At 56.7% G+C, this 24,112-nt stretch carries 18 protein-coding genes; 7 read left to right on the forward strand and 11 right to left on the reverse strand.

What is annotated here, in order from left to right; all coding sequences use genetic code 11:
- Window positions 1–166 precede the first annotated feature (166 nt).
- Genes VFX97_13265 through VFX97_13280 form a run of 4 tightly spaced genes read left to right on the forward strand, consistent with a single transcriptional unit; the run spans window position 167 to window position 6,911 of the window.
- A complete protein-coding gene (locus VFX97_13265; GenBank protein ID HEX5704166.1) occupies window positions 167–2,584 on the forward strand; it encodes a TonB-dependent receptor in 2,418 nt (805 codons plus the stop codon).
- 40 nt (window positions 2,585–2,624) lie between these two features.
- Window positions 2,625–5,027: a TonB-dependent siderophore receptor gene (locus VFX97_13270; GenBank protein HEX5704167.1), complete on the forward strand. Its 2,403-nt coding sequence runs from the start codon at window positions 2,625–2,627 to the stop codon at window positions 5,025–5,027.
- Between the two features lie 4 nt (window positions 5,028–5,031).
- Window positions 5,032–5,712, forward strand: a complete 681-nt coding sequence (locus VFX97_13275) for a Fe2+-dependent dioxygenase (GenBank protein HEX5704168.1) — start codon at window positions 5,032–5,034, stop codon at window positions 5,710–5,712.
- Window positions 5,713–5,720: 8 nt separating this feature from the next.
- Window positions 5,721–6,911 (forward strand): PepSY-associated TM helix domain-containing protein, encoded by a 1,191-nt coding sequence (locus VFX97_13280; protein HEX5704169.1) that lies wholly within the window; start codon window positions 5,721–5,723, stop codon window positions 6,909–6,911.
- A 7-nt stretch (window positions 6,912–6,918) separates the two neighbouring features.
- Here VFX97_13280 and VFX97_13285 read toward each other — a convergent pair whose 3' ends face one another.
- The 4 genes from VFX97_13285 to VFX97_13300 form a co-directional block, all read right to left on the reverse strand.
- A complete protein-coding gene (locus VFX97_13285) occupies window positions 6,919–7,674 on the reverse strand; it encodes a methyltransferase domain-containing protein (protein HEX5704170.1) in 756 nt (251 codons plus the stop codon).
- A complete protein-coding gene (locus tag VFX97_13290) occupies window positions 7,674–8,108 on the reverse strand; it encodes a DUF2752 domain-containing protein (protein ID HEX5704171.1) in 435 nt (144 codons plus the stop codon). The genes VFX97_13285 and VFX97_13290 overlap by 1 nt, the downstream gene beginning before the upstream one ends.
- Before the next feature lie 74 nt (window positions 8,109–8,182).
- Entirely contained in the window at window positions 8,183–8,563 is a 381-nt protein-coding gene (locus VFX97_13295; GenBank protein HEX5704172.1) for a TM2 domain-containing protein, read from the reverse strand.
- 153 nt (window positions 8,564–8,716) lie between these two features.
- A complete protein-coding gene (locus VFX97_13300) occupies window positions 8,717–9,013 on the reverse strand; it encodes a CD225/dispanin family protein (GenBank protein HEX5704173.1) in 297 nt (98 codons plus the stop codon).
- A gap of 324 nt (window positions 9,014–9,337) precedes the next feature.
- Here VFX97_13300 and VFX97_13305 point away from each other — a divergent pair, with 324 nt between their 5' ends.
- Window positions 9,338–11,476 (forward strand): bi-domain-containing oxidoreductase, encoded by a 2,139-nt coding sequence (locus VFX97_13305; protein HEX5704174.1) that lies wholly within the window; start codon window positions 9,338–9,340, stop codon window positions 11,474–11,476.
- A 98-nt stretch (window positions 11,477–11,574) separates the two neighbouring features.
- Here the strand turns inward: VFX97_13305 and asnB are convergent, their stop codons facing one another.
- On the reverse strand, window positions 11,575–13,521 hold the full coding sequence (gene asnB / locus VFX97_13310) for an asparagine synthase (glutamine-hydrolyzing) (protein ID HEX5704175.1): 1,947 nt from the start codon (window positions 13,519–13,521) through the stop codon (window positions 11,575–11,577).
- 183 nt (window positions 13,522–13,704) lie between these two features.
- On the opposite strand from asnB, the gene VFX97_13315 reads away from it, so the two are divergent.
- Window positions 13,705–15,435, forward strand: coding sequence for a glycosyltransferase family 39 protein (locus VFX97_13315; protein HEX5704176.1), 1,731 nt, complete (start codon window positions 13,705–13,707; stop codon window positions 15,433–15,435).
- Between the two features lie 85 nt (window positions 15,436–15,520).
- On the opposite strand, the gene VFX97_13320 is transcribed toward VFX97_13315, so the two are convergent.
- Window positions 15,521–16,729, reverse strand: coding sequence for a glycosyltransferase (locus VFX97_13320; GenBank protein HEX5704177.1), 1,209 nt, complete (start codon window positions 16,727–16,729; stop codon window positions 15,521–15,523).
- A 129-nt stretch (window positions 16,730–16,858) separates the two neighbouring features.
- Between VFX97_13320 and VFX97_13325 the strand changes: the two genes are divergently transcribed.
- Window positions 16,859–18,019, forward strand: a complete 1,161-nt coding sequence (locus VFX97_13325) for a VCBS repeat-containing protein (protein HEX5704178.1) — start codon at window positions 16,859–16,861, stop codon at window positions 18,017–18,019.
- Between the two features lie 76 nt (window positions 18,020–18,095).
- On the opposite strand, the gene VFX97_13330 is transcribed toward VFX97_13325, so the two are convergent.
- From VFX97_13330 to VFX97_13350, 5 genes are all read right to left on the reverse strand, one after another.
- Window positions 18,096–19,097 (reverse strand): methyltransferase domain-containing protein, encoded by a 1,002-nt coding sequence (locus VFX97_13330; protein ID HEX5704179.1) that lies wholly within the window; start codon window positions 19,095–19,097, stop codon window positions 18,096–18,098.
- Window positions 19,094–19,912, reverse strand: coding sequence for a class I SAM-dependent methyltransferase (locus tag VFX97_13335; protein ID HEX5704180.1), 819 nt, complete (start codon window positions 19,910–19,912; stop codon window positions 19,094–19,096). Before VFX97_13335 ends, VFX97_13330 begins: the two co-directional genes overlap by 4 nt.
- 62 nt (window positions 19,913–19,974) lie before the next feature.
- The gene (locus tag VFX97_13340; protein HEX5704181.1) at window positions 19,975–21,291 is read right to left on the reverse strand and encodes a glycosyltransferase family 39 protein; all 1,317 of its coding nucleotides are present in this window, start codon (window positions 21,289–21,291) and stop codon (window positions 19,975–19,977) included.
- A 174-nt stretch (window positions 21,292–21,465) separates the two neighbouring features.
- Window positions 21,466–22,275, reverse strand: coding sequence for a class I SAM-dependent methyltransferase (locus VFX97_13345; protein ID HEX5704182.1), 810 nt, complete (start codon window positions 22,273–22,275; stop codon window positions 21,466–21,468).
- Between the two features lie 6 nt (window positions 22,276–22,281).
- Window positions 22,282–24,063, reverse strand: coding sequence for a glycosyltransferase family 39 protein (locus tag VFX97_13350; GenBank protein ID HEX5704183.1), 1,782 nt, complete (start codon window positions 24,061–24,063; stop codon window positions 22,282–22,284).
- Between the last annotated feature and the right edge of the window lie 49 nt (window positions 24,064–24,112).

The following is a 24,112-nucleotide window of genomic DNA, read 5'->3' on the forward strand; positions in this document are numbered from 1 at the left end:
ACAAAGTTTCTCCCCCATCGATCGCTTGACAACTCGTGAGCTCCGCGGTAAAAATGAAAACGGTTTTCAAAATCAATACCGCCCAAACCTAAAGAAGATCATGCTAAAGAGAATCCCTCCTCTCCAATACAGGGTCCATACCACCCTCATTTCAGTCGAAACATCTATGTTCGTTCGAACTTCTCTCTTTGCATTTGTCTTTGGAATTTGCGCGTTGGCCACCATGGGGCGCTCTGCCGATCCCCGCACGGCGGTCCTTTCCGGGCGCGTTGTCGATGCGAATGGGCACGCAATCAGCGGCGCCCTCATCAGGCTGCAACTAAAGAGTGGCGTTTTTCATCGCTCCGCTACAACTGACGACGCCGGATCTTTTGAGTGCACGTCTCTGCCGCCTGGCACCTACGTACTCACCGCCGATGCGAGAGGGTTTGCTCCCCTTTCACAGGAACTGGCACTTACAGCCGGTGATACTCGGTCAGTAGATCTCACTTTGCAGCTCGGTTCGATCGCAGAAGAGGTTATCGTGGGCACAACACGACTGGCAGCCACACCTGAGGACGCAGAAGGAATTCCTGGTTCCGTCGAAATTATCGAACGCGCGACGATCGAGAGTAGTCGGCCGGTTACTTCCACCGAGGTGCTTCGCAAAGTATCGGGAATACACGTCAGGGACGAAGAAGGACTGGGATTGCGGCCAAACATCGGCATCCGCGGCTTGAATCCTACGCGTTCGACGAAGGTGTTACTACTCGAAGATGGAATCCCGCTGACGTACGCTCCGTACGGTGACAACGCTTCTTACTACCATCCTCCGATTGAACGCTTCGAAGGCGCCGAAGTGCTGAAAGGATCCGGACAAATCGTTTACGGTCCACAGACGGTCGGCGGAGTGATTAATTACGTAACTCCGAATCCACCTACCAACTGGTTGGGTTCGCTGACTGTTGTGGGCGGCAACCGTGATTACTTCAACGGGCACATAAACTACGGCGGTACCGTCAAAAACACAGGCTTGCTCTTCGGATTCACACGTAAACAGGGCAAAGGCGCGCGCGCGGACATTCGCTCGGGGATGAACGATTTCAATTTTAAGTCCGTGACAACTATTGGTGATAAGCAGGCCGTCACCACAAAATTCAATCACTATGGTGAAGATTCACAGGTCACTTATTCGGGTTTGACTGAGGCCGAATTTCAAGCGAATCCTCGCCAGAATCCGTTCCGCAACGATCACTTTAATGGTCGCCATTTCGATGCGTCGGTAGCGCATGCATTCGTTTTCAATCCAAAAGTTGTATTAACCACGAGTATTTATGGCGCGTATTTCCGTCGTCATTGGTGGAGACAATCAAGCAATTCTGGCGAGCGGCCGAACCGGCTGCGAACGCTTCCGGGTGGCGACCCCGACTGCACCGGAATGGCAGATTTGAACACGGCGTGCGGCAATCAGGGCCGGTTGCGCAAGTACCACTTCGTCGGAGTTGAGCCGCGTCTCCACGTCACCAAACGGCTGTTTGGGCTGAAGACCGAGACCGATTTCGGTTTCCGCGCGCATTTCGAGACGCAGCAGCGACGCCAGGAGAATGGCGACTTGCCCACTTCACGCAGCGGCGCACTGGTCGAACATAATGAGCGACGAAACGGCGCCTATTCGGGTTTCATTCAGCCGAGATTCATTGCGGGTAACTGGACAATCACTCCGGGAATCCGGGTTGAGCACATTCGCTACGAACGCACCAATCGCCTCGGGGCCGGTGGCGCCATCATCGGCCATACGCAGATGACGCAATTGATCCCCGGGCTGGGCGTTTCTTATTCACCCAGCAGGCGTCTGACCGTGTTCGGCGGTGTGCATCGTGGCTTTGCGCCGCCCCGCACAGAAGACGTCATCAACAATAATTCGGGCGCCAGTGTGGACCTCGACGCCGAGTTAAGCTGGAATTACGAAGTAGGAATGCGAAGCGTGCCGGTTGATGGTCTGAGGCTTGAAGCGACTTTCTTCCGAATGGATTATGAAAACCAGATCGTGCCGGCCACTGTTGCCGGTGGGGTCGGAGCCACCTTCACCAACGGCGGTTCAACCATGCATCAGGGAATCGAGTTGAGCGGCAGATTCGATGCTGGAACTTTCTTTAGGTCCACGCACAATTTTTATTTTCGCGGTGCTTACACGTTCCTGCCGGATGCGTACTTTACAGGGACGCGATTCAGCAGCGTCGGCGGTTTCACCAACGTCAGCGTTAGCGGCAATCGTCTGCCCTATGCTCCAAGACACCTGGCGAATGCAACCTTCGGCTATTCGCATCCGAAGGGCTTCGACGCGCTGTTGGAAGCTGTTCATGTCGCCAATCAGTTCAGTGACGATTTGAGTACGATTGTGCCAACGGCAAACGGGCAACGCGGCCTAATCCCCAGCTATACCGTTTGGAACTCAACACTGAACTACAACGTCGAAAGCCTGCATACGACCTTCTTCGTGACCATCAAAAACGTATTTGATGAAACCTACATCGTCGATCGTTCGCGCGGACTCCTGCCGAGTCCACCGCGCATGATTCAGGCCGGATTAAAGGTGAAGTTTTAAGCGGACTTTGACCATTATTTCGCGCGAGACCTGTGTTTCTATGACAACCACACAAGAAAAGAGCCGAAAGAGGCGTCTGCGGGGCCCCCGGTACTGGATCGTGGCGATGGGCACGATGGGAATGCTGGTCGCCTACTGCCCCGCCAAAAGCCACCAGGTCATTCTGGGCAAAGCCCGTCTCAGTGAGGACTCGACCGGCCAAACGCCCCAGCAGATCCAGTTTGATATTCCGGCAGGCAATCTGGAATCCGTCTTTACCGTTTTCCAAAAGATCTCAGGACTACAGATTGTCATACCGAATGAAGCCATGCGCGCGATTGCTTCCCCCGGCGTCACGGGCCGCTATTCTCGCGAACAAGCGCTGCGCGAAATTCTTCGCGGCACCGGGATCGGTTATCGCTTCAGCGATAAGCAAACCGTAATTCTCGAGATTCAGGCAAAGACCGAGTCAGTCGAGGTAAAAGATGACTCAGGTGTGGTCCTCTCCTCAACGAAATACACAGCACCGCTACTCGACACGCCGCAAACCATCACCGTTATTTCTAAAGAAGTAATCGAGCAACAAGGCGCGACGACCCTGCGTGATGTGCTGAAAAATGTTCCCGGGCTGACGATCGCGGCTGGTGAAGGCGGCAATCCCGCCGGCGACAATCTCACCTTGCGAGGTTTTAGCGCGCGTAGCGATATCTTCGTCGATGGCGTAAGAGACCTAAGTCCCGTATCGAGAGATCCTTTCAACCTCGAACAGGTTGAGGTGGTTAAAGGACCCGGATCTGTATATACCGGTCGAGGCTCTACCGGCGGCTCGATAAATTTACTCAACAAGACTCCCGGCCTAAAACGTTCCTTCGCAGGCACACTCGATTTTGGAAGTGACAGCACCCGCCGCGCCACCGCCGACATAAACACACCGATCGGCGACAGTGTTGCTTTTCGCCTGAACCTGCTGGCCCATCATTCAGGCGTCGCGGGTCGAGACGTAGTGGAGTTTGGACGGTGGGGCGTCGCGCCATCGCTTACTTTAGGTCTCGGCAAACCAACACGGGCGACTATCAGTTATTACAAACTGAAGCAGAACAATCTTTCCGACTACGGAATTCCCTGGGTCCCCGTCACCAACAACGCGCTGGTTGAGTTTCGTGATCGTCCCGCGCCCGTTCCGCGCAACACTTTTTACGGGCTGCGCAACCGCGATTTCGAAGCGCTGGACTCTGATCTTTTCACCTTAAAGTTCGAACGCGACTTTAACGACAAACTCTCTCTGCGAAACCAACTGCGTTTCAGCAACTCGTCGCGCGACTCGATCGCAACGCCGCCGCGGTTTGCGAATAACAATTCAACCGACATCAATCGTGAGATGCGATCGTGGATCACGGAAGACAAAGTCTGGGACAACCAAACCGACTTTATGGCGCGCTTTTCAACCGGAACCGTTGAGCACGTACTGGTCACCGGCGTCGACTTCATGCGCGAAAATAACGTGCGCCGAACGCGCACCGCCGGCAATATGCCGACGACGCTGTTAAATCCTAATCCTGACGACGTTTTCACCGGTCCGATCACGATTAGTCCAATAGTCGGCGACGTCACGGCAAATTCGCAGGCACTTTACTTGTTTGATACCGCGAAGCTGGGAACAAAATGGGAATTGAATGGCGGTCTTCGCTGGGATCGATTCGATGCCGACGGAATTACTATTACCGGCGTGCCCGTTTCTCGGGTCGATCGCATGCTGAGTGTTCGTGCCGGTGTGGTTTTCAAACCTCTCCCGCAGGGGGCGGTTTACGCTTCTTACGGAAATTCACTCAATCCGTCGCTCGAAGGCCTGTCTTACAACACGGCTAACATAGTTATCGATCCTGAAAAGACTTACACCGTTGAAGCAGGCAGCAAGTGGAACTTCTTCAATGGACGTATGCTGGTGAGTGGCGCGGTCTTTCGCGTTGAAAAACTGAACGCGCGAACGCCCGGCATTCTCCCAGGGGATCCGCCACAGGTCCTGGAGGGCAAACAACGCGTCGACGGATTGGAATTAAGTGTGGAAGGAAACGTCACGAAAGACTGGCACCTGCTCGCCGGTTATACATTTCTCGACAGTCAGACCCTCGCCTCGAATGTTCCCGCGGAAATCGGGAAGGAGCTGGTCAATACACCCCGAAGTTCGTTCAACGTATGGTCCACATATCGCTTGCCTTCGGGTGTTCATTTCGGTGGGGGTGCGAGGTTCGTAGATCGCCGTTTCGGCAACACCATCAATACTCGTTTCGTCGATGCCTATTGGACGATTGACGCTATGGCGTCATATCCAATTTCGAAACACATCGATTTAAAGCTCAACCTGTTCAACCTTTCGGACACGTATTATTTCGACCGAATCGGCGGCGGACACATCGTGCCGGGACCCGGTCGCGCCGCGATGTTGAGCACCAGTTTCAGGTTCTAAATCGATGCTGTTGCAGATCCCAGAAGTGTTGACGGGTGAACAACTCGCCAAGTGTCGCAAGTTGCTCGAGACAGATGGCTGGGTAGACGGGCTCATCACCGCCGGGCACCAGTCCGCGCGCACTAAAGACAATCTCCAACTCCCGGAAGATTGCGATGAGGCAAAACAAATCGGCAATGTCATTCTCGCGGCGCTCGAAGAAAATCCTTTGTTCATGTCCGCCGCCCTGCCGTTGAAAGTTTTTCCGCCGCTCTTCAACCGCTATCAAAACGGCCACTCGTTCGGAAACCACGTGGACAACGCCATCCGTCAGGTGACGGGAACGCCGCATCGAGTGCGTACCGATCTTTCAGCCACGTTGTTCTTTAGTGATCCTGACGACTACGACGGCGGCGAACTCGTCGTCGAAGATACTTACGGCGTTCATTCGGTGAAACTGGCGGCGGGTCACTTGATTCTGTATCCGTCCTCCAGCCTCCACCACGTTCGTCCGGTCACCCGTGGAGCGCGCACCGCTTCGTTCTTCTGGATACAGAGCATGGTGCGAGACGACGGTGAACGCACGATACTTTTCGACCTTGACGTTGCGATTCAGCGGCTGATGTCAGATGTTCCTGAGCATCCGTCAATCGTGGCGCTCACCTCCCTCTATCACAACCTGCTTCGCCGCTGGGCGGATGCTTAAGTCTACGAATGAAAAAGTTACGCAAAATAATCTTTTGGTGTCATCTGCCGGTAGGCGTCATCGCCGGGCTGGTGATTCTCAACATGTGCGTTACCGGAGTCCTGCTGACTTACGAAAAGCAGATTATTTCCTGGGCCGACACGCGCGGTTACAGATCTGCACCGGCACCCGGCGCGCAACGGCTTCCGATCGAAACGTTGATAACGAAGGCACGAGAGTCACGTAGCGGAAATCCAACTGCGGTAACGCTCAAGTCAGATCCTGTGGCGCCCGCTGAGATCGCGTTCGGTCGTGAATCGACTCTCTTCGTCAATCCATACACGGGATTCATCTACGGTGAGGGCTCGCAAAAGGTCAGGAGTTTTTTCCGAGGCGTAACGGACTGGCATCGATGGCTGGGCGCCAAAGGCGACAATCGCAATGTCGCCCGCGCTATCACCGGCGCTTGTAACCTGGGTTTTCTGTTTCTGGTGATGAGCGGATTTTATTTGTGGTGGCCACGAAGCTGGAACTTAAAGTCGCTGCGGAAAGTCACCTGGTTTAGGCGTGGACTGCCGTCTAAGGCCCGCGATTTCAACTGGCACAACGTCATCGGATTTTGGTCTGCCGTGCCGCTGTTTATCGTTGTCTTGTCAGCGGTGGTGATCTCGTATACGTGGGCCGGTAACCTGGTGTATCGCATTGTCGGCGAGACGCCTCCCACGCCCCGCGCGAATCAGCCGCCTCAGTCAGGCGCAAACAACAAGCCCGAAGCCGGCCTTCCAACCAACATTAACTCGGCATGGCTTCGCGCCGAACAACAAGTCAGCGATTGGCAAAGCATCACGATGCAGTTGCCAACGTCGGCGACCGGCCACTTTACCTACAACATTGATAGCGGCAGCGGCGGACAACCACAGAAGCGTGCTCAGCTTGTTCTTAACCCTTCGAGTGGCGAGGTCGTTCGTTGGGAACCGTTCTCATCTTACACACGCGGCCGTCAGCTTCGTTCAATCTTGCGTTTTGCTCATACGGGTGAGGTCGCAGGAATTCCCGGGCAAACGATCGCAGGTCTCGTCTCAATTGGGGGTGCGTTTCTGGTCTGGACCGGACTCGCTCTCGCGTTCCGGCGTTCCCTGGCGTTCGCAAAGCGTTGGCGAGCTTCAAAACCGACTCGGCAGGATGTCTCGAATCCAATTGCTGATGCGGTGGGCGACTAGCGGCGCGTTACTTCACGCGAAAAACCAAAAAATAATCGACGTTGTCGGCCTTGACGAAGTCATGCTCTCCAACGAGCACGAAACCGGCGCGGCCGGCTTCCTCGATCACTGTTGCCTTTTCAATACCGTGGTCGTCAGGCTCGTCGTTCCGATCGATGATGCCGAGCAAACCTCCGGCGCGCATTGCTTGGCGGACCTTGATTAACAAGCGAACGGGCTGCGCCACTTCGTGATACGTCTTCAATAACAGCACGGCATCGACGCTGTTCGCGCTCAGCAGAGGGTCATCTTCTTTGCCGAGAATCGTCCGGATGTTCGGCAGGTTTTCGCGCTTCGCGCGGTCCTCGATGTGCTTCAGGTATTCGGAATTAATTTCGACTGCGTAAACTGCTCCATTGTTTCCGACGCGCCGGGCGGCGCGAACGGTGAACCAGCCAGAGCCCGCGCCGATGTCTGCGACGCTTGAGCCTTCCTTGATTCCCAAAACATCCATCACGCGATCCGGTTGGAGTTTTTCGTCGCGCTTCGGATCTTCGAATTGGGACAGACTGCCGGTGTAAGGCTCGCTGGTGGGCCGATCGATCTTGTCTGCTTGTTTCTGAGGAGTCGCCGCCGGAGTCGGCGTCGGTGTGGCTGGCGGAGACGCTGCGCCGTTAACTGCCCGACGGCCGAATTGAGTGGCGCAACCCAGGGCCAACGCCACCAGCAAAACTAGCGCGCTGCGAAATAAAAGTGGGTTAAGCGAACGTTGGCTTCTGAACATTACGACACAAACGGATACCAGGGCGTGTTGCGAAAGATCCAGAAGAGGATCATTACAACCAGCCAGGCCCAGAGGTAAAGCGGCGGAATGAAAAGGCGTCGCTGCGGTTGACCCGTGAGCACGCTCTTGGTGTAACCCAACAACCCGTAGATGATGAACGGCAGCGTTAGCACCATGAGCGGGTTCAGCTTAAATGCGGCGATTAGATCGAGATGGAGCAAGTGATGGCACGCGCGTGTCGATCCGCAGCCCGGACACTGCAAGCCGGTTACCAATCGAAAGGGGCACTTTGGAAAGAACTGATTTGCCGGACTCGCCGGATTGAAGAAGAAGAGAAAAACGGAGATCGCGGCGAGACCGAGCCAGACACCGCCCGCGATCATCATTTGGCGTCCGCGGTCGGCCGCGACGGGAACGAAATAAAAACCCTTCATGATCAAAAAACCGCAGCGACTATTCTAAAGCTTAAGCCGCTGCGGAACTAAATCCGCACAACTAATTTCGAAAGTTAGAACCAGCCCTTCTTGTTCTGAATGTAGGTGCGGACGAAGTCCTCGTCTGACTTGGTGAGGTAAATGATGCCTTCAATCAGTCCAATGATGCTGCCGATGCCGCAGGTGACGAAAGTAATTACGATTTGAATGATCCCTTCGGTGGTGTAGCCGAGGATGAATTTGTGTATCCCGAAGCCTCCGGCCAGAACCCCGAGCAAACCGGCCACGATTTTCTTGTCGGCGCCCTGTTGTCTCCAGTCGGGCACTCCTCCGTAAGCGGGCGGCGGTTGAATCGGTTGATAGCCACCAATCTGCGGCAGTGGCGCCTGACAGTGCGCACACGTCTGCGCGTAATCATCATTCGCCGAGCCACACTTGGTGCAATACAGAGCCATCTTAGATCACCGAAAAACATGAGGAACCCCTCGAGTTGACTCAAGGGATTCCTCGATTCCGCAAACGACGCTGGTTAGTTAACGCCACGGCAAAACCCTGCCGCCGCATCGCGGTAATGGCGTCCTGCAAATCAGCTCAGCAGGTAAGACGCATTAGGCGTTCATCGCGCTGAGACCCACACCCAGCACCAGCATGATGACGTAAATCAAAATGCCGAGCAGGCCCAGGCCGATGGCGATAAAGGCGAACATCTTCGCCTTTTTCGAAGCTTCCTGCGCGCCGGCAATGTCGCCGGCCGCCACTTTGCCGTTAACCTGAGTAGCGAAAATAATCGCCGGAATAGCCAGCGGCCAGCAACAGAAAATCGAAATGATCGCCGGCACAAGATAGTTTGGAACGGTGGCCGAACCGCCGGCTGACGGTGGTGGCGGAGTCCAGTTTTGCGACATGTTTTAGTTCTCCTGTGAAATTAGATTCTGAGTGCGAATTCGAAAATCGATGAGAGCTGACGAACTTTTTCCCGCGTTCGTGGCTGCCCAAGCGGTCAGCGCCGCGAGCGATCCAGCTTACAAAACCGCATTCGTTGATTAGTACTGCGAAATCGCGGAGCATAACTAACAAAAGATGTGGCCGATTGTCAATCTATCTGGCTGAAAACTTTGATTTGAGCCGTGCGCAGCGACGCTAAATCCGTGCTGAATTGACTTGGGCAAACTCAATCAGGGATAGTCTCAGCCGACCCTTGGCCAGTAAAAGGCACTGCGAAACCTTGAATGAAACAGATTCTCCAGAACGTTAAGACGGGGGCGGTCGCGGTGACCGAAGTTCCGACGCCGGTCGCGCGTCCCGGCTATGTCCTCGTGCGCTCAGCCGCATCGTTAATTAGCGCGGGTACGGAGCGGTCAACCGTCGAAGCCGGACAGAAAGGCCTGGTCGGGCGTGCGATCGAACAGCCGGCGCTCGTTAAGAAGGTGATCGACAAGGCGCGCAACGAAGGCGTAGTCGCTACGTTCGATGCCGTCCGATCGAAGCTTGGGTCGTTGAGCGCGCTCGGATACAGCGCCGCGGGGATAGTTGTTGACGTCGGCGACGATACGACCGGGTTTCGCGTCGGCGATCGCGTGGCGTGCGCAGGTGTCGGTTACGCATCTCATGCGGAAGTGCTGGCCGTACCAAAGAACCTCTGCGTGCGGCTGCCCGACGCAGTGACTTTCGATGCGGCCGCGTTCGGCACGGTCGGCGCAATCGCGCTGCAGGGCGTGCGTTTAGCTGAACCGACACTCGGTGAATCTGCGGTCGTGATTGGGTTGGGTTTGATCGGCCAACTGGCAGTTCAACTGCTGAACGCGAATGGCTGCCGCGTGTTCGGAATTGATCTCGATGAAAAGAAGATACAACTCGCGAAGCGTTTCGGGGCCGAAGACGGCTGTCCGCCGAACGTGGGTGCGAAGCAACGCGTTCTCGAATGGTCGCGTGGGCGGGGCGCCGATGCGGTTCTGATCACCGCAGGAACCTCATCGAATGAACCGGTGGAACTCGCCGGCGAAATCTCGCGCGCGCAAGGTCGCGTGATCGTGGTCGGCGCGGTTGGCTTAAACCTTCCTCGAAAGCCTTACTATGATCGCGAGCTGACATTTAAGATTTCGATGTCCTATGGCCCCGGCCGTTACGATCGCGAATACGAAGAGCGCGGGCACGACTATCCGATCGGCTACGTTCGGTGGACCGAAGGGCGAAATATCGAGTCCTTTCTCGATATGGTCGCGAATGGTCGCGTCGATGTCGAGCCGCTCATCACTCATCGCTTCAAGATCGACGAAGGAGAGCGTGCGTACGAATTACTCACGGGCGATCAGCCTTACCTCGGCGTGCTTTTGCAATACGACACAGATCGGCCGGTTGAGTCTCGCGTCGCGTTGCCAACGAAAACGGCAAATGCTCCCGCGAAGACCGTTCGCCTTGGTTTGATTGGGGCCGGCGATTACGCCAAGTCGATGCTGCTGCCGAACTTCAAGACTTTCGGCGCTGAATTTCAGTCAGTCGCCACTGCGTCCGGCGTTACCGCCCGCGCTGTCGGCGAGCAATACGGATTTAGCTTCTGCGCTTCGGGCGCGGATGAAGTAGTTAGTGATGCGGACGCCAATCTGATTGTCATCGCCACGCGGCCGGCGTCGCACGGAGACCTGGCGCGGCGCTCTTTGGAGGCCGGCAAACACGTGTTCGTGGAAAAGCCGCTCGCAGTCACCGAAGATGAATTGAACAGTGTCCTGGCAGCGGCCACGTCAGGGGGCGAGTTAATGGTCGGTTTCAATCGTCGCTTTTCCCCGCTCGCGCAAGCCGCCCTGGACTTTTTCAAAGGCCGGCAGACTCCGCTTTCAATAAATTATCGCGTGAATGCCGGCCGCTTTTCGCCAAATCATTGGGTGCAGGATCCACAGGAAGGCGGACGCATCATCGGTGAAGTTTGCCACTTCGTTGACTTTGTCCATTTCCTGACCGGCTCGCTCACCACGCGTGTGTTTGCTGAATCGACCGCCGGTCGCAACGGGGAAACGACGGACGAGGATTCGGTTTTCATCACGCTGCGACTGGCAGACGGCTCGAACGCTTCGATCGCTTACCTGGCTGAAGGAGACAAAGCACTCGCGAAGGAACGTATCGAAATTTTCGGCGGCGGAAGGTCTTTCGTGATCGATGATTTTCGCAGTGCCACCGCTTACGAAAACGGACGCGAAAAGACGAGGAAGCTGCGCGAGCAGGACAAGGGCCAGCGCGACGAAATCAAGGCAGTGATGGCGGTGGTTCTCGAGGGAAAGCCCGCGCCGATCTCAATCCAGGACCTGGCGACCACGACGCGCGCGACATTTCGAATTAGGGAATCGCTGCGGACCGGTTTGCCGGTTGAGGTCTAGTCAGTACCGGGAGCGGTAGCGACCGGGTCTCAAGGTTTTTTAGGAATTACGAGGAGCGTACTTTCACCCGGTCGCTACCGCTCCCGGTACTGACGTCATCACGTTAGCACCTGGTCAATAAACTCCCGATGCCACAGCTCCAGGTTCAGTAGCTGGAAGACCTGAAGGTTGTAGTCTTCCCGCCCGGACAAATTCAAATCTATAATTCGCCTCACTTCTTTCGTCTTAAACAAACCTCGTCGCCGGACAGCGTCTTCAGACAGAAGCTCTTCCACCATCGGCTGCAAAGGCCCGCGCAGCCAGGAACGAATCGGTGCGCCAAAGCCGGCTTTCTTTCGCCACACAACTTCACGCGGCAACAGCGTTTCCGCGGCCTTCTTCAAAATGTACTTTCGTTTGAGTCCCCGCAGTTTCAGACTGGTAGGCATGCGCGCCGCGAGTTCGAGCATCTCGACATTCAAAAACGGCACGCGCACTTCGAGATTCGCAGCCATCGAAGTCTTGTCCGTTGTCATCAGGTTCAGACACGGCAGAAACGTCTTCAAATCGACATACAACAATTGATTCAGCGCGGCGGCGTTTTCAGCTTTCGCAAAGTAGCGCCGGTGCGCAGCATAAGCATCGACGCCACGTGTCGAGTCGCGGACGTCATCCGTGTACAACCGGGCCTTCGCTTTGTCGGTGAAGTAAGTTTCGAAGCCAAGGTAGCGGTCTTGAAACTCCAGCGCCGCGCTGCGCGCAAATTTCTTCGCGTTGCGCAGAGGTGCAGTCAGCCGGCCCGGCATGCCGCCCGGCAGAACCGCGGCAACTGTTTTCATCAACGGCCGTCGCAGAAGCTGCGGCACCGGATCGAACGCGCCGGCGAGTTTCATCGCCATCTGCCGCGGATAGCCGGCAAAGACCTCATCACCGCCCATGCCGGACAGCATCACGCGCATCGATTCGCGGGCGGCGCGGCTAATGAGATAACTCGGAATCGCCATGTCGATGGCGGGCTCGTCCATGTGGCGCACCAGCATCGGCAGCAGCTGGGCGACTTCAGGCGTCAACATGATCTCGTGATAGTCGGTCGCGAGTTGTTGATTTACGCGGCGCGCCCACTTTACGTCGTCGGGAATGATGTCGTAACGCAGGTCTTCAGCTTCGATGCCAATAGCATAGGTGCCCACCTGCCGGCCGTTGCTGTGCTGCTTCATCATCGCGACGATCGACGACGAATCGACACCGCCCGAAAGAAACGAGCCCAGCGGCACATCGGCGACCATTTCGAGCTTTACGACGCGATGAAGCGTTTCGAGCACGCGTTCCTGCCACCACGCGTCGTCTTTTCCCTCTTCAATCTCATCGAACGAAATGTCCCACCATTCATGAACAGTCGCGTTTCCGTTCTGCACTTTCACGAAATGTCCCGGCGGCACGGTCTTAATGTCTTTGAAGAGAGTGTTGGGATCGGGCGCCCAAAGAAACGTAAGGAACTGATGCAATGATTCGTGATCGAGTTCAGGCTTGATCAGGCTGCTCGCGAGAATCGATTTGATTTCTGAGGCGAAGGCGAGCGATCCGAGTGCGCGGGCATCCTGGCCGCAAAAGTAGTAAAGGGGTTTGATGCCGACGCGATCGCGCACGAGGAACAGCGCCCGCTCTTTGTTGTCCCAGAGCGCGAAGGCGAACATTCCGTTCAACCGATCGAAAGACTTTTCCCCCCATTCTGCCCAGGCGGCGAGCAGAACTTCTGTGTCGGTGTGGGTTCGAAATTGATGGCCTTTAGCGGTGAGTTCAGTGCGGAGTTCGCGATAGTTGTAGATTTCGCCATTCAGGATCACGACGAAGCGGCCGTCGTGCGAGAGCATTGGCTGATGGCCGGCGCTGCTGGTATCGATGATCGACAGGCGGCGATGGCCGAAGCAGACGCGTTGCCCCTCGTCATTGATCGCTGACGAAGTCCACACACCTTCGTCATCGCGCCCGCGATGCTCGATAGCTTTCAGCATCGCGCCAATACGCGCTTCAGGATTTGCGTCAATCAGGCCGGCGATTCCGCACATGAGTTGTCGAATCGGTTAGCGAATAATATCCTGCGTCCAGTTTAGAGGCGGGCTACTGCCCGCCGTTAGCCTATGCAAAAAGAATTGGCGGGCGGTAGCCCCCCTCTAAACGCTCCAGGCCGCTCACGCTCACTCCGAGCATACGTTCTCGTTGGGATCGCGATCTTCCTCCTGGCCTTCAGCGTGCGTTCACTTACCTGGCATGATACTCGTTTTGAAGTCGGAAAAGTACAGAGCTCAGTCGTAGGTGATTATCAGCGTGTTGCCGAACTTTTGCGACAGGAAGGTCTACGCGGCTTCTTTAGCTCGTCTTCATCGTTGGCGGATTTGAATAATCTCGGCCACCCGCCAGGTTACTCGATTCTAATCGCATTGGTGCGTGCAATTTTCGGTAGCTCGAACGCCGCGATTCAGTTCACCCAGATTGTTTTTGACAGCCTCGCTGCCGTGCTGCTCTTTCTAATCGTCTTCGAATTGTTTTCGCTCGCGCCCGCGACAATTGCCGGCCTCTTCGCGGCGCTCTCGCCACAGCTTGTTTGGAATTCCGTGCTGCTATTGCCGGATTCACTCGCGACCTTTCCGATTCTGCTGGCAGTGTTTTTGCTGGCGCGAAGCCGTGAGAAGCCGAGATTGACTGCGTTCGTCATGATGGGCGCCCTCGTGGGTCTCTCCTGTTGGCTGCGAGCTAATGCCATGTTGTTGACTGGGTTTATCGCCGTCGCCGTGTTGCTCCTACACGGCAAGAAGCATTGGCGATATTCGCTGGCGGTCATTGCCGGCACGCTGCTGATTGTTCTGCCGCTGACGATTCGTAATGCGATAGCGACCCGTCACTTCATCCCGGTCTCGCTCGGCGCCGGGCAAACGCTGCTTGAAGGCATCGCGGATTACGACACGAATAATCGCTTCGGAATTCCGAACACTGACATGGGCATCATGAAGCAGGAAGCTGAAGTTCATCAGCGGCCCGAATACTACGGCACGTTATTCAATCCTGACGGAGTTCAACGCGAGCGGGCCCGGATGAAGCGCGGCGCCGGCGTGATTGCGTCCAATCCGGTCTGGTTTGCGAGCGTGATGGTGCGCCGGGCGGCGTCAATGACGCGTCTGGAAAGGACGCGACTCCTTTCGAGTTCACCGGCAGTCACGCATTCGCCGGACACCGCCAATTCGTCCCGGCTGGTGGACGACACCACGACTCTCATGCGACGTTGCAGCGCTGAGTCGCCACAAGCGAAATTCACATTCGACCCTGCTAACGCAGAGTCACTTATCTTGTTAGGCGATGCTTCTAAGTACGGCGACCAATTCTTGTGCGAACGTGTGCCTCTGAAAGAAAACACCGATTATTTGCTCGAACTTTCTTTCCGAATCCCTCAGGGTCGCATGAGAGTCTCAGTAAACGATACCGTTTCTGATGTTCTCGAGCCGCTCGAGGTAAAGCAGCCTGCTGAGCAGCCCGTCCAAACAATTCGGCTACCCTTCGCTTCGATGGCCGCGTCAGCGCGGGTTGATTTCAGCAATGAGGCTTCGAATGCGCCGCCCATCGTCCATGTCGATGCGATGAACCTTTATGAACTCGGTCCCGCGCGCTATCTGTGGACCCGTTATCCACGCCTGCTTCTTCATCTTCTCCAGCGGGTATTCGTAACCGCCGTTTTCCTGCCGCTGGCGCTCATCGGCGTCGGCCTCACGATCTTTCGCAAGCGAACCGCGGCGCTAATCGTTCTTGCCGTTGTGCCGGTGTACTACTTCACCGTCCAGTCGGCATTTCATACGGAGTACCGATACGTGCTGGCGGTAAATTACTCTCTGTTTGCGTTTGCGGCGGTTGCGATTGGCTGGGTAGTGCGGTTTGCCTATCGCAAGGTGAGTTCCCTCTCCGTTTGGGAGAGGGTTAGGGTGAGGGCTTAGCGCGCCCGTTTACCCTTTTACACCTTCGCGAGGCGTAGCCTCGCGAGGAAGTAATCTTGAGAGGTTCGCGGTAAGCTTCGCACCCTCACCCCGGCCCTCTTCCAGAGGCAGAGGGGATTGTGGACCGAAGGGCCTGCTCAATCAAATCACTGGCCCATTCAGCCCGCGCATCCCAGGTACCGGCGCGCACGGCAGACTGACGCCGTTGCGCTAGTTCCGTTCCCTGCTCGCGCAGCGCTTCATCCACCAACTCGAGAAACTGCTCGCGGCTGCGGCCGATGCGCAAGACCTCACTCATGGATTCGTACTCGGGCAAAGGAGAAATCACCACGGGTTTTCCCGAGGCGAGATATTCGCGGACCTTAATCGCGGAGCCGTAACTCGTGAACGGCACTTCCGTGTTCCACGGCAACACGCACACATCAAAGCCGGCGGCGTAACGCGGCAGCTCGTCGTAAGTTACCGGCGGCAGAAAATGAACATTCGGCAGGTCTTCGATCTCCAGGCCGCGAGATTTGTTGCCGATGAAGATCCAGTTCCATCCGGAACGTTCGCGAGACGCTAGCTTGATTAGTTCCTGATCGATGAGCCAGGGTTCGATCGCGCCGAAATAGCCGATGCGCGGCTGCGGAATGTGCGCGACGGCTTCCGCGATCTTCAAATCACCGTTGCCAATCCTCGACCAGTGATCGAAGTCCACGGCCTGTTCGAGAAGGTGAGATTTCTCGCGCCCGCTGGTTGCTTCGTCCCGCAGCTTTCGGCTTGAATAGAACACCAGATCCGCGGCTTCGATCGCGCGCTCGTGCAACTTACGAATGAATGCCGGGTCAGTCGCATGATCCATTGTGTTGGCGTCGTACTTGTCGGAAACGTGATAGATGACGAGCGATTCGTCCATGCGGCCGACAACTTCGACCGCCGTCGGAATCGCGATCCACAGAATTGGCTTTGTCAGGCCGCGCCGCTTAGCGAGAGAGGTGATCTGCGCCGTCAGCAGACGACGATTCGTCGCGGTGGCCGCCGCGCTGCCGAAGAAAGGCACGACCGCGGGCGAGACAACGGTGATTCCCTCTTCGGTCGTCCGCGCGAGCTTCGCATAGCTCTTCAGCTTGCGCGTAATGCGCGGTAACAGCTCGCCGCTTTTCATGGGCGCCAGGCCCATCGAAATCGAATTGACGAAGATGACTTTGTTGCCGGCGCGCGCGAACCGGCGCATCAGATGGTTCTTCGAGTGCGGATGGTGATACCACCAATCCTCGCCACCAAAACAGATTATTGATGCTCCGGAAATCATTTCGGGCTCGACGCTCGCGATACTACAATACGGCTTATTGTGGCACAGACTTTCAGGTACGCACGCCTCCGGCGTAAAAGCATGCCTGAGGCATAAGTACATGACACATCGGCTGTCGGGAGAGATCTTATGAGCAAACTGTTTCCAGCTTTGTGTTTATGTGTAAGCTTGATCCTGACTTCGAGTTGTCAGGCTCAAACCCGGCAAAACGCCGCCCAGAATTCTCTCTTTACGATCGCTCCCGGTTTCCCGCTTAACCTTGGCAGTCGCCCCAGTGACCTGGCGGTCGGTGATCTGAACAAAGATGGCAGGATCGATGTTGTGACGTGCAACGACGACGATACCGTCAAGGTTTTACTGAATGACGGGCGCGGCAGCTTTGTCCCGGCGCCCGGTTCGCCGATTAAGGCAGCGGCACATCTCATCGACCTCGGCGATGTGAACAATGATCGAAACCTGGACATCGCGCTGACACATCATGACAGCCTCGGGGTGCAGATCTTTTTGGGCGCCGGCAACGGCAGATTCTCCGCCGCCCCCGGCTCGCCCTTCATCGCCCATCCAGGCGACAAGGCCCACAACCATGGACTCACTTTGAGCGATCTAAACTCCGACAGAAACCTGGATATCACCACCTCCAATCAGGACGACAACAGTGTTTCAGTTTTGTTAGGCAATGGCCGAGGCAGCTTTGCGCCTGCGGCCGGTTCTCCGTTTGCGGTTGGGCGCGCGCCATACCCGCACGCCGTAGGCGACGTGAACAAGGATGGCAACCTCGACATTGTCGCACCGAACGTGGGAGGCAATAGTGTGAGCGTCTTAGTAGGAAATGGACGCGGCGAGTTCAGGAACGCGCCGAATTCACCTATCTCAGTCGCCGGCCGTCCCTTCTACGCCGCCATCGGAGACGTAAACGGAGACAGCCACGCGGACTTAATGACGACGCATGACGACATCAACCTCATGACCACTCTGTTAGGTGATGGCCGCGGAGGGTTTACCCCCGCGCGCGGCTCGCCGTTTGATCTTGGGCGGCGTGGTTACGCAATTCTTGCCGCCGACTTGATGGGAGATGCGCGGACCGAAGTGATCGTCAATCTTATCGGACGCGATTCCTTGATAGTTTTGCTCAGTACTGAGAGCGGCGGGTACACCCTTGCGGCAGGCTCTCCGTACCAGGCGGGCCTAAATCCGAAATTAGCCACCGCCGATTTCAACGGCGACGGCAAGCTCGACATCATTACCGCCGGTAACGAGTCTTCGGATCTCACGGTCCTGCTTCAGAAGTAGCCTAGACTTTGGTCTGTGTTGCTACGTTGGGAATCACAGACTGAAGTCTGTGCGACGAAGTCTGCGCCCCGGCTGGTTACTCAGGCAGCCTTCCAAACCCGCGCCAGCTGTTTCGATTGTGCCAGTCGATGACGACACCGGTAGCACGGATGTCGCGCCACCACTCTTCAAACTCTTCGCGGGAAATGTAGAACGCGGTGGGCGCCACCAAGTGATCGAAGACGATCAAATGCTGGTCGCGCCAATTGAACTGCGAAATGTAATTCAGGTAGTCGTTGTAGAACAGATGCTGCGCGAGCTGTGCGCCGCGAGGGCCACGGTTGAGCGGCCGGTAAATTACTTTAGTCGTCGAATACATGATCGCCGCGGGAATCTTGGCCAGGTGATACAAGAGCCTCCGGCTCATTCGCGACGTTATGCTCCGCACGGGATTCACAAAGCGAACAATCCATTCGTTGTTTTCGGCGCCATAGACCCATGCTGAGGCATGCCCGCCGGGTTTGAGTCGCGAGACGAGCGACTTGAAACCCTCGCGCGGATTGGGCAGGTGATGGAGGACGCCGACTGAGAAAGCGTAGTCGAAGACGCGCTGCAGCGGCAGATGATAAATGTCGGCCTGAATCACGTGCGCGTTCGCGAGCCCTTGCGTGGCGGCGAAAGCGACTTCCACAGCGGCGCTCAAATCGACTGCAACAACGTCCTTAGCCCCCCAGCGCGCCATGCGTTGCGTGTGACGACCTTTCCCGCATCCGCCTTCGAGCACGATTTTCCCGGCCACGAACTCCGGACGCACGGGTGCGATCCAATCGAGAAGTTGTTGTTCGTATTTCTCGTCATCGTGCGAAAACTGTTGCCACGACCAGCCGAAACTGTCGGCCGTGGCCCGCTTCTCTTCTTCGACGTCGGGCAGCTCGGCAAAGCGAGGAACGCCCCGCACCACCGGAAAACTCTTCGCGCACGCGGCACACTGAAGTTCGCCGGATAAGATCTCAATGCCTTCTTCCGCTGAGACTGTGGCGAGATTTATGTCGCCGCCGCACGCCGGACAGGCGAGGTAATCCAGGAGAGTTCTCTTCATTGGCGGCTGGGGTTTACGTCCTCTATCACGGGCGGGCTACTGACAACGCGTGCGACGCACAGGCCGGAAACTCCGACGGGAAAATTCATGAAGCGCAGGAGTGTCGCCTCGGCGCCCAGGAGGCGCGCGAATAGCGGATTGAGTGCGGCGATGTTGATGTGGCTTTCGCTCTCGGGTTTGATTCCCGTCCAGCGCATGAACACGCGACCCAGAAACGTCGGCGGCAGAAAAGTGATGTTCGCGTACGTGGTTCGTTCGACTTCAAATCCTGCCTCGATCATCGCGCGCCGCAACTCCGGGAGGCGATAACGACGGCGATGATGGCTGATGTCATCCTGCACTCCCCATAGCCACATGAACGTGGGCACGAAAATCAGAATCCGCCCGCCCGGACGCAAGACGCGGCGCATTTCGCTCAATCCGGCAACGTCGTCGTCGAGATGCTCAACCACATCCAGTGCCGTCACCAAATCGAACGTCGCGTCTTCGTAAGGGAGATCTTCCGCCGCGCCCGCCTTCACTTCCAAGCCGCGTTCCCGGCAAAAGGCGAGTGCGTCTGCGGAAATATCAACCCCTTCAGCATTCCCAAACTGCGAAAGCAGTTTGAGATTGCCGCCGGTGCCGCAACCAACGTCGAGGATGCGCGGATGGCGGTCAGAGACTTGCGCGCAAATCTCCTTCACGAAACTTCCGATGATGCGCCGCCTGCCGATATGCCACCAATGCGACTCCTCAAGCTCATAGAGGATCGCGTAGGTGTGCTGCATCATTTCGCGCGGCAGCGTTCCCTTAACCGTTTCAGCGTTCGTGGACATCTGACCTGAATGTTAGCCCAGAAGTGGTTTCCGCGGCGAAGCCCGGCGTGACAGGTAATCGTTCACTCGGCGCGAGCAAGCCAACTCTTGCGCACGAAACGAGCCAATGCGTCGAGAGCCACGGCCGCAAAGACCAAGAGCAGCGCCTGCATCGGCAGCCCGTAACGAATTTCCGAGTGACCAATTCCCAGGGTGAACAAATAATAAGCGACCGTCACCATGAGCAGCACCGTCATGCGCCAATTTTTGCGCCCCGCGATCAACATCCCCACGAGCGTCAGCGGCACAATGATCGTCCGCACGACGCTCTGAATCATACCGAGTACCTTTACTAGAAACGCGATCGCCCCGCCTTGTCGCGCCGGTGAAAGGGTCTTCTCAGCAGTCACGTTAATGCCCGCAGTACCGACGTGCGGCGCCGGCTTGCCGAACAATTTCAGATGCGCGCCGATGCGTCGCAGCACGACGCCCGAAAACCACAGCGGATGCGAAGCGATAACGCGCAAAGCTTTCCGTCCACGTTCGCGGTCGCGCCGAATGCCGTCCGGGAAATACAAACCAATCTCTGCGCCGGACGGAAGTTTCATGTTGCTCCGGTCCTGCTCAATCATCTCGGCGTCGCAACAGGGCGCGCCGAATTCGGGTCCACGGCTAGTCTCGCCAATACCGGCCCACAAGTTCCAACCGAAGCCAAGGCCCGTCGGCGCAATCTGTGGATAGAAAATCACGACGTTACGGATAACCACGGGTGAGATAACCAGTAAAGTAGCGAGAGCGACTGCCGCGCCCACTACCAGCCGTTTCCGCCACACGTCGCGAAACACCCAAGCCAGAACGGCCGCCCACGGCAAAAACAGAAACAGCGGATTCAGTCGCAGCCAACATGCGAGGCCGAGGAACGCGCCGGATGCTATCGCCCAGCGAATTGATTTCGTTTTGGCGGCAAGGATCAAACACCAGGCCCCGCCCAGCACCAACCAACTAGTGGGCGAGTCCGCGTTCGGTGTCGCGCCGGAAAAGGCGAGCAAGGGCGACAGCGCCGCCAGGCCACCCGCCATCAGACCAACCGGCCACCCAAACGCGCTGACGCCAATGCCAACCACCAGCAGCACCGCGAGCGAGTCGAGCGCCATCTGCACATACTGCACGGCGACCGGCGATCGGTTGCCGGTTAATTTGTAAATCACTGCAAGCCACAGCGGATATCCCGGCGGGTAAACGATCCGATCGGTTCGCGCGGCATCGGCAATCCAGAAGGCAGGCTGCTTTCGATCGACAATGTCTTGTGCCTGCCGATCAAAGACCGCATAAGAGCCAAACTGAAACCACGACGCATCGTTCAAGTGGGCGCGTATGAAATTCGCCGTCAGCGCACGCACGGTGAATGAGAGCGCGACTATCAGGAGTAGTGCGAAAAGACGTCTTTTGGAGTGCGCCGGCAGAGTCCCGACGCGTCGGGAACGACGGCGCTCTGGATCGCTGTGTGAGAAAACTTTGTTACTGCGGTGAAAAGACAATGAAACGAAAGCGCCGCCAGGCGGGCGCACTCCAAATTACTTTCGCGCAGAGATAATCACATTCCAACCAACGCCGCGGCCCAGCGCGCGCAGCATGCTTTGCGGTAAGAGTCGTCCAGGAAAATAGAAGTCTCCGCGCGTCAACTGCTGCACCTCGGTCTTTACTTCGCGAAACATCGAAAACAGCTCGCGCGCCTGCCGTCGCGTGTAAGCCTTCACCAGCGGCCGGCCTTCGCCTTCGTTGACTTCAACATAACGGCTCATGATCTCTTCCGCCGTTTGGCCGCGCAACAACTGCGCGCGCAACAAGCCGCGATGCAGAACGATCTCAAACCAATAGTTCCATGAATTGCGATGGTACAGCATCACCCGGGCCAAACCGCCCGGACGCAGCACTCGATGAATCTCGCGAACGGCTTCAGCCGTGTCGGGCGTGTGATGCAGCACGCCGTTGGAATACGCTACGTCGAAACTCTCGTCGGCGAAGGGCAGCTTCTCGGCGTCCGTGAGCGCGAAGTCACCGCTGAGACCGTACAGCTCAAGATGACGGCGCGAGGTTTCGATGGAACGCGGCGTGAGATCGACACCGGTCACGCGCGCGCCGCCACGTGCAAACTGCAAAAGATCCGTCCCCATGCCACAGCCGACTTCTAACAAACGCTGGCCGGAGAAATCCTTGAAGCCCATGACGTGCGGCATCCACGGCGCGTAATCCTGGTAACGGTGACGCTCGACCTCATCAAAAAACTCCCGCGTGGCGAATTCATATTCCCGACCGTAAACCGCGCCGGCCGGATCGGCAGACCATTGCTCGCGCGCTTTTTGCTTTTCGTCAGCCACAGCCATTTTGCTTTAATTAATTCTTCGGGGTTTCAATGCCCGCTTCGCGCCGAGGAACAGACGCCCCGCGGTAATCGAAATGAGATAAAGCGACGTCGCGACCAGCATTGCCCAAAAGTAATGAATCGGCAGAATGTATCTTAGTTCCAAATGCAGCGGCGCATGCGTGAGCAGGAAATACAACGGCACGGCACAAGCGATCGCCAGAGCGTCAAACCGCCGCGCGAGCGCTAATAGGACGACCCCGAACAAAGCGAGCGGCAACATCCAACCTGTCGTGAAAAACTTTTGCAGGGCCTTCACCGGTACCCGTGGATATTTTGTCCATAGGTACGACGACGGACCTAAACGGTACAGGTCTATTGGCCCCGTCTCGATCACGCTGCGACTCGAGTGGTGTTCACCGCCGGCCACTACGATTTTCAATTGGTCCGCGTCGGGATTAACGAAAGGCAGGCTCAGAACCGTGAACTCACCGTCCTTCGGCGCGCTCGGATCTAATGAATCGGGAACGGTCGCCGAGGCGACGGTCTTTCCATTGTCGATCCGAGTCACGTTTATCGTCATTCGGCCTTCGACTGGTCGCACCGGCACCGCGAGAAGATAGTCCGATTGCGGCTGAACGCTGATCGTCGCCAGTGAAAAAATGTTTTGTTGAGCGTCGCCAGTAATCCGCAAAGTTTGACCGAACCGCGACGCCTGTTTTCGAGCAGCGTCGTCGTTACTGGCAGCCAAATCAAACGGTGACCCCCGCCACGCCAATTCCGCGCTGCTCGTGTTCGGTGAGTTAGTGATAGACGGCTCAACGGCGATGATGGCGACCGGCTCATAGGTCAACATCTTCCCGGCCCTTCGCGCCATCACTCCCATGAACCAAATCTTGTTACCTCTGATGACGGCCCATACCCGCCCCACGCGCAGACGTTCTCGGAGAATCCCGTCAGGACGATATAAGTCTTCCGCATAATCCGGACGATTGTAGAGAGCAGCCTCTTGTTGCGAGACCTTGTGATCGTGCTGCTCCATGGCAAAAAGTTTCTCCGGATCGTAATCCGCAATTCCTTCCATCAGATTAGTACCGGTGCCCAGCGTGAGCGGGATGAATGACTTGAACACGAATGCGTTGCGAATGGTAATTGGCATGATGGTGAGCACGGCGGCCGTGACCAGCAGTACGGCGTACCGCCACCACTTGTCACGCGGAAACAACAGCGGAATGAAGAGGCAGAGGAAGGGCGCGAGCACCAGGACGTTGGCGCGCAACCAGCAAGAGATGCCGAGACAAACTCCGGCGCCAATGATCATTAGTTGATGCGGCTGGCGACGGGCGCGGACCAGCAAATAGATGCCGAGCAGGATCGTCAGGCCAATGATCGAGTCAGGCAACAAGACCAGCGAGTAAAAAGACAACTGGGGAGAAACTGCCGCGAACAACGCCGCCAGGATCGCCACGCCGGTGGGCAGTAGCTCGAGAACAATGAGCAGCACCAGAACGGCCGCCGCGGCGCCACCCGCGATGTGAACCAAACGCAGCGCGACATTTGAATTACGTGAGACCGCGTGAACGACCGCGACAAAAATCGGGTACCCGGGAGTGTGAATCAGCATGCCCGTGTCCGGTTCCTGAGAGTGCCCACGTACGAATGAAGTGAAGTCGCGGTCAGTTAAGAACTGCGCCTCTTCCTGATAACGCGCAGCCGTTTTGTCCATCAGGTTATCGATCGTCAGCCAATTGTTCTGCCAGTGAAGCAGTCTTACGCCGACGGCAACTGCAAACACGACGAAGCAGAGCACCAACAAGCGCCTCCGAGGGATTTCACTCGGCTGGAGCGTTTTGCTGATC

The organism is Pyrinomonadaceae bacterium (assembly GCA_036277115.1).
In the GTDB taxonomy this organism is placed as follows: Bacteria; Acidobacteriota; Blastocatellia; order Pyrinomonadales; family Pyrinomonadaceae; genus UBA11740.

Excerpts from the sequence above, each read along its gene's own strand:
- VFX97_13265 (HEX5704166.1), top strand. The coding sequence starts at position 167 with ATGTTCGTTCGAACTTCTCTCTTTGCATTTGTCTTTGGAATTTGCGCG.
- VFX97_13270 (HEX5704167.1), top strand. The coding sequence starts at position 2,625 with ATGACAACCACACAAGAAAAGAGCCGAAAGAGGCGTCTGCGGGGCCCC.
- VFX97_13275 (HEX5704168.1), top strand. The coding sequence starts at position 5,032 with ATGCTGTTGCAGATCCCAGAAGTGTTGACGGGTGAACAACTCGCCAAG.
- VFX97_13280 (HEX5704169.1), top strand. The coding sequence starts at position 5,721 with ATGAAAAAGTTACGCAAAATAATCTTTTGGTGTCATCTGCCGGTAGGC.
- VFX97_13285 (HEX5704170.1), bottom strand. The coding sequence starts at position 7,674 with ATGTTCAGAAGCCAACGTTCGCTTAACCCACTTTTATTTCGCAGCGCG.
- VFX97_13290 (HEX5704171.1), bottom strand. The coding sequence starts at position 8,108 with ATGAAGGGTTTTTATTTCGTTCCCGTCGCGGCCGACCGCGGACGCCAA.
- VFX97_13295 (HEX5704172.1), bottom strand. The coding sequence starts at position 8,563 with ATGGCTCTGTATTGCACCAAGTGTGGCTCGGCGAATGATGATTACGCG.
- VFX97_13300 (HEX5704173.1), bottom strand. The coding sequence starts at position 9,013 with ATGTCGCAAAACTGGACTCCGCCACCACCGTCAGCCGGCGGTTCGGCC.
- VFX97_13305 (HEX5704174.1), top strand. The coding sequence starts at position 9,338 with ATGAAACAGATTCTCCAGAACGTTAAGACGGGGGCGGTCGCGGTGACC.
- asnB (HEX5704175.1), bottom strand. The coding sequence starts at position 13,521 with ATGTGCGGAATCGCCGGCCTGATTGACGCAAATCCTGAAGCGCGTATT.
- VFX97_13320 (HEX5704177.1), bottom strand. The coding sequence starts at position 16,729 with ATGATTTCCGGAGCATCAATAATCTGTTTTGGTGGCGAGGATTGGTGG.
- VFX97_13325 (HEX5704178.1), top strand. The coding sequence starts at position 16,859 with ATGAGCAAACTGTTTCCAGCTTTGTGTTTATGTGTAAGCTTGATCCTG.
- VFX97_13330 (HEX5704179.1), bottom strand. The coding sequence starts at position 19,097 with ATGAAGAGAACTCTCCTGGATTACCTCGCCTGTCCGGCGTGCGGCGGC.
- VFX97_13335 (HEX5704180.1), bottom strand. The coding sequence starts at position 19,912 with ATGTCCACGAACGCTGAAACGGTTAAGGGAACGCTGCCGCGCGAAATG.
- VFX97_13345 (HEX5704182.1), bottom strand. The coding sequence starts at position 22,275 with ATGGCTGTGGCTGACGAAAAGCAAAAAGCGCGCGAGCAATGGTCTGCC.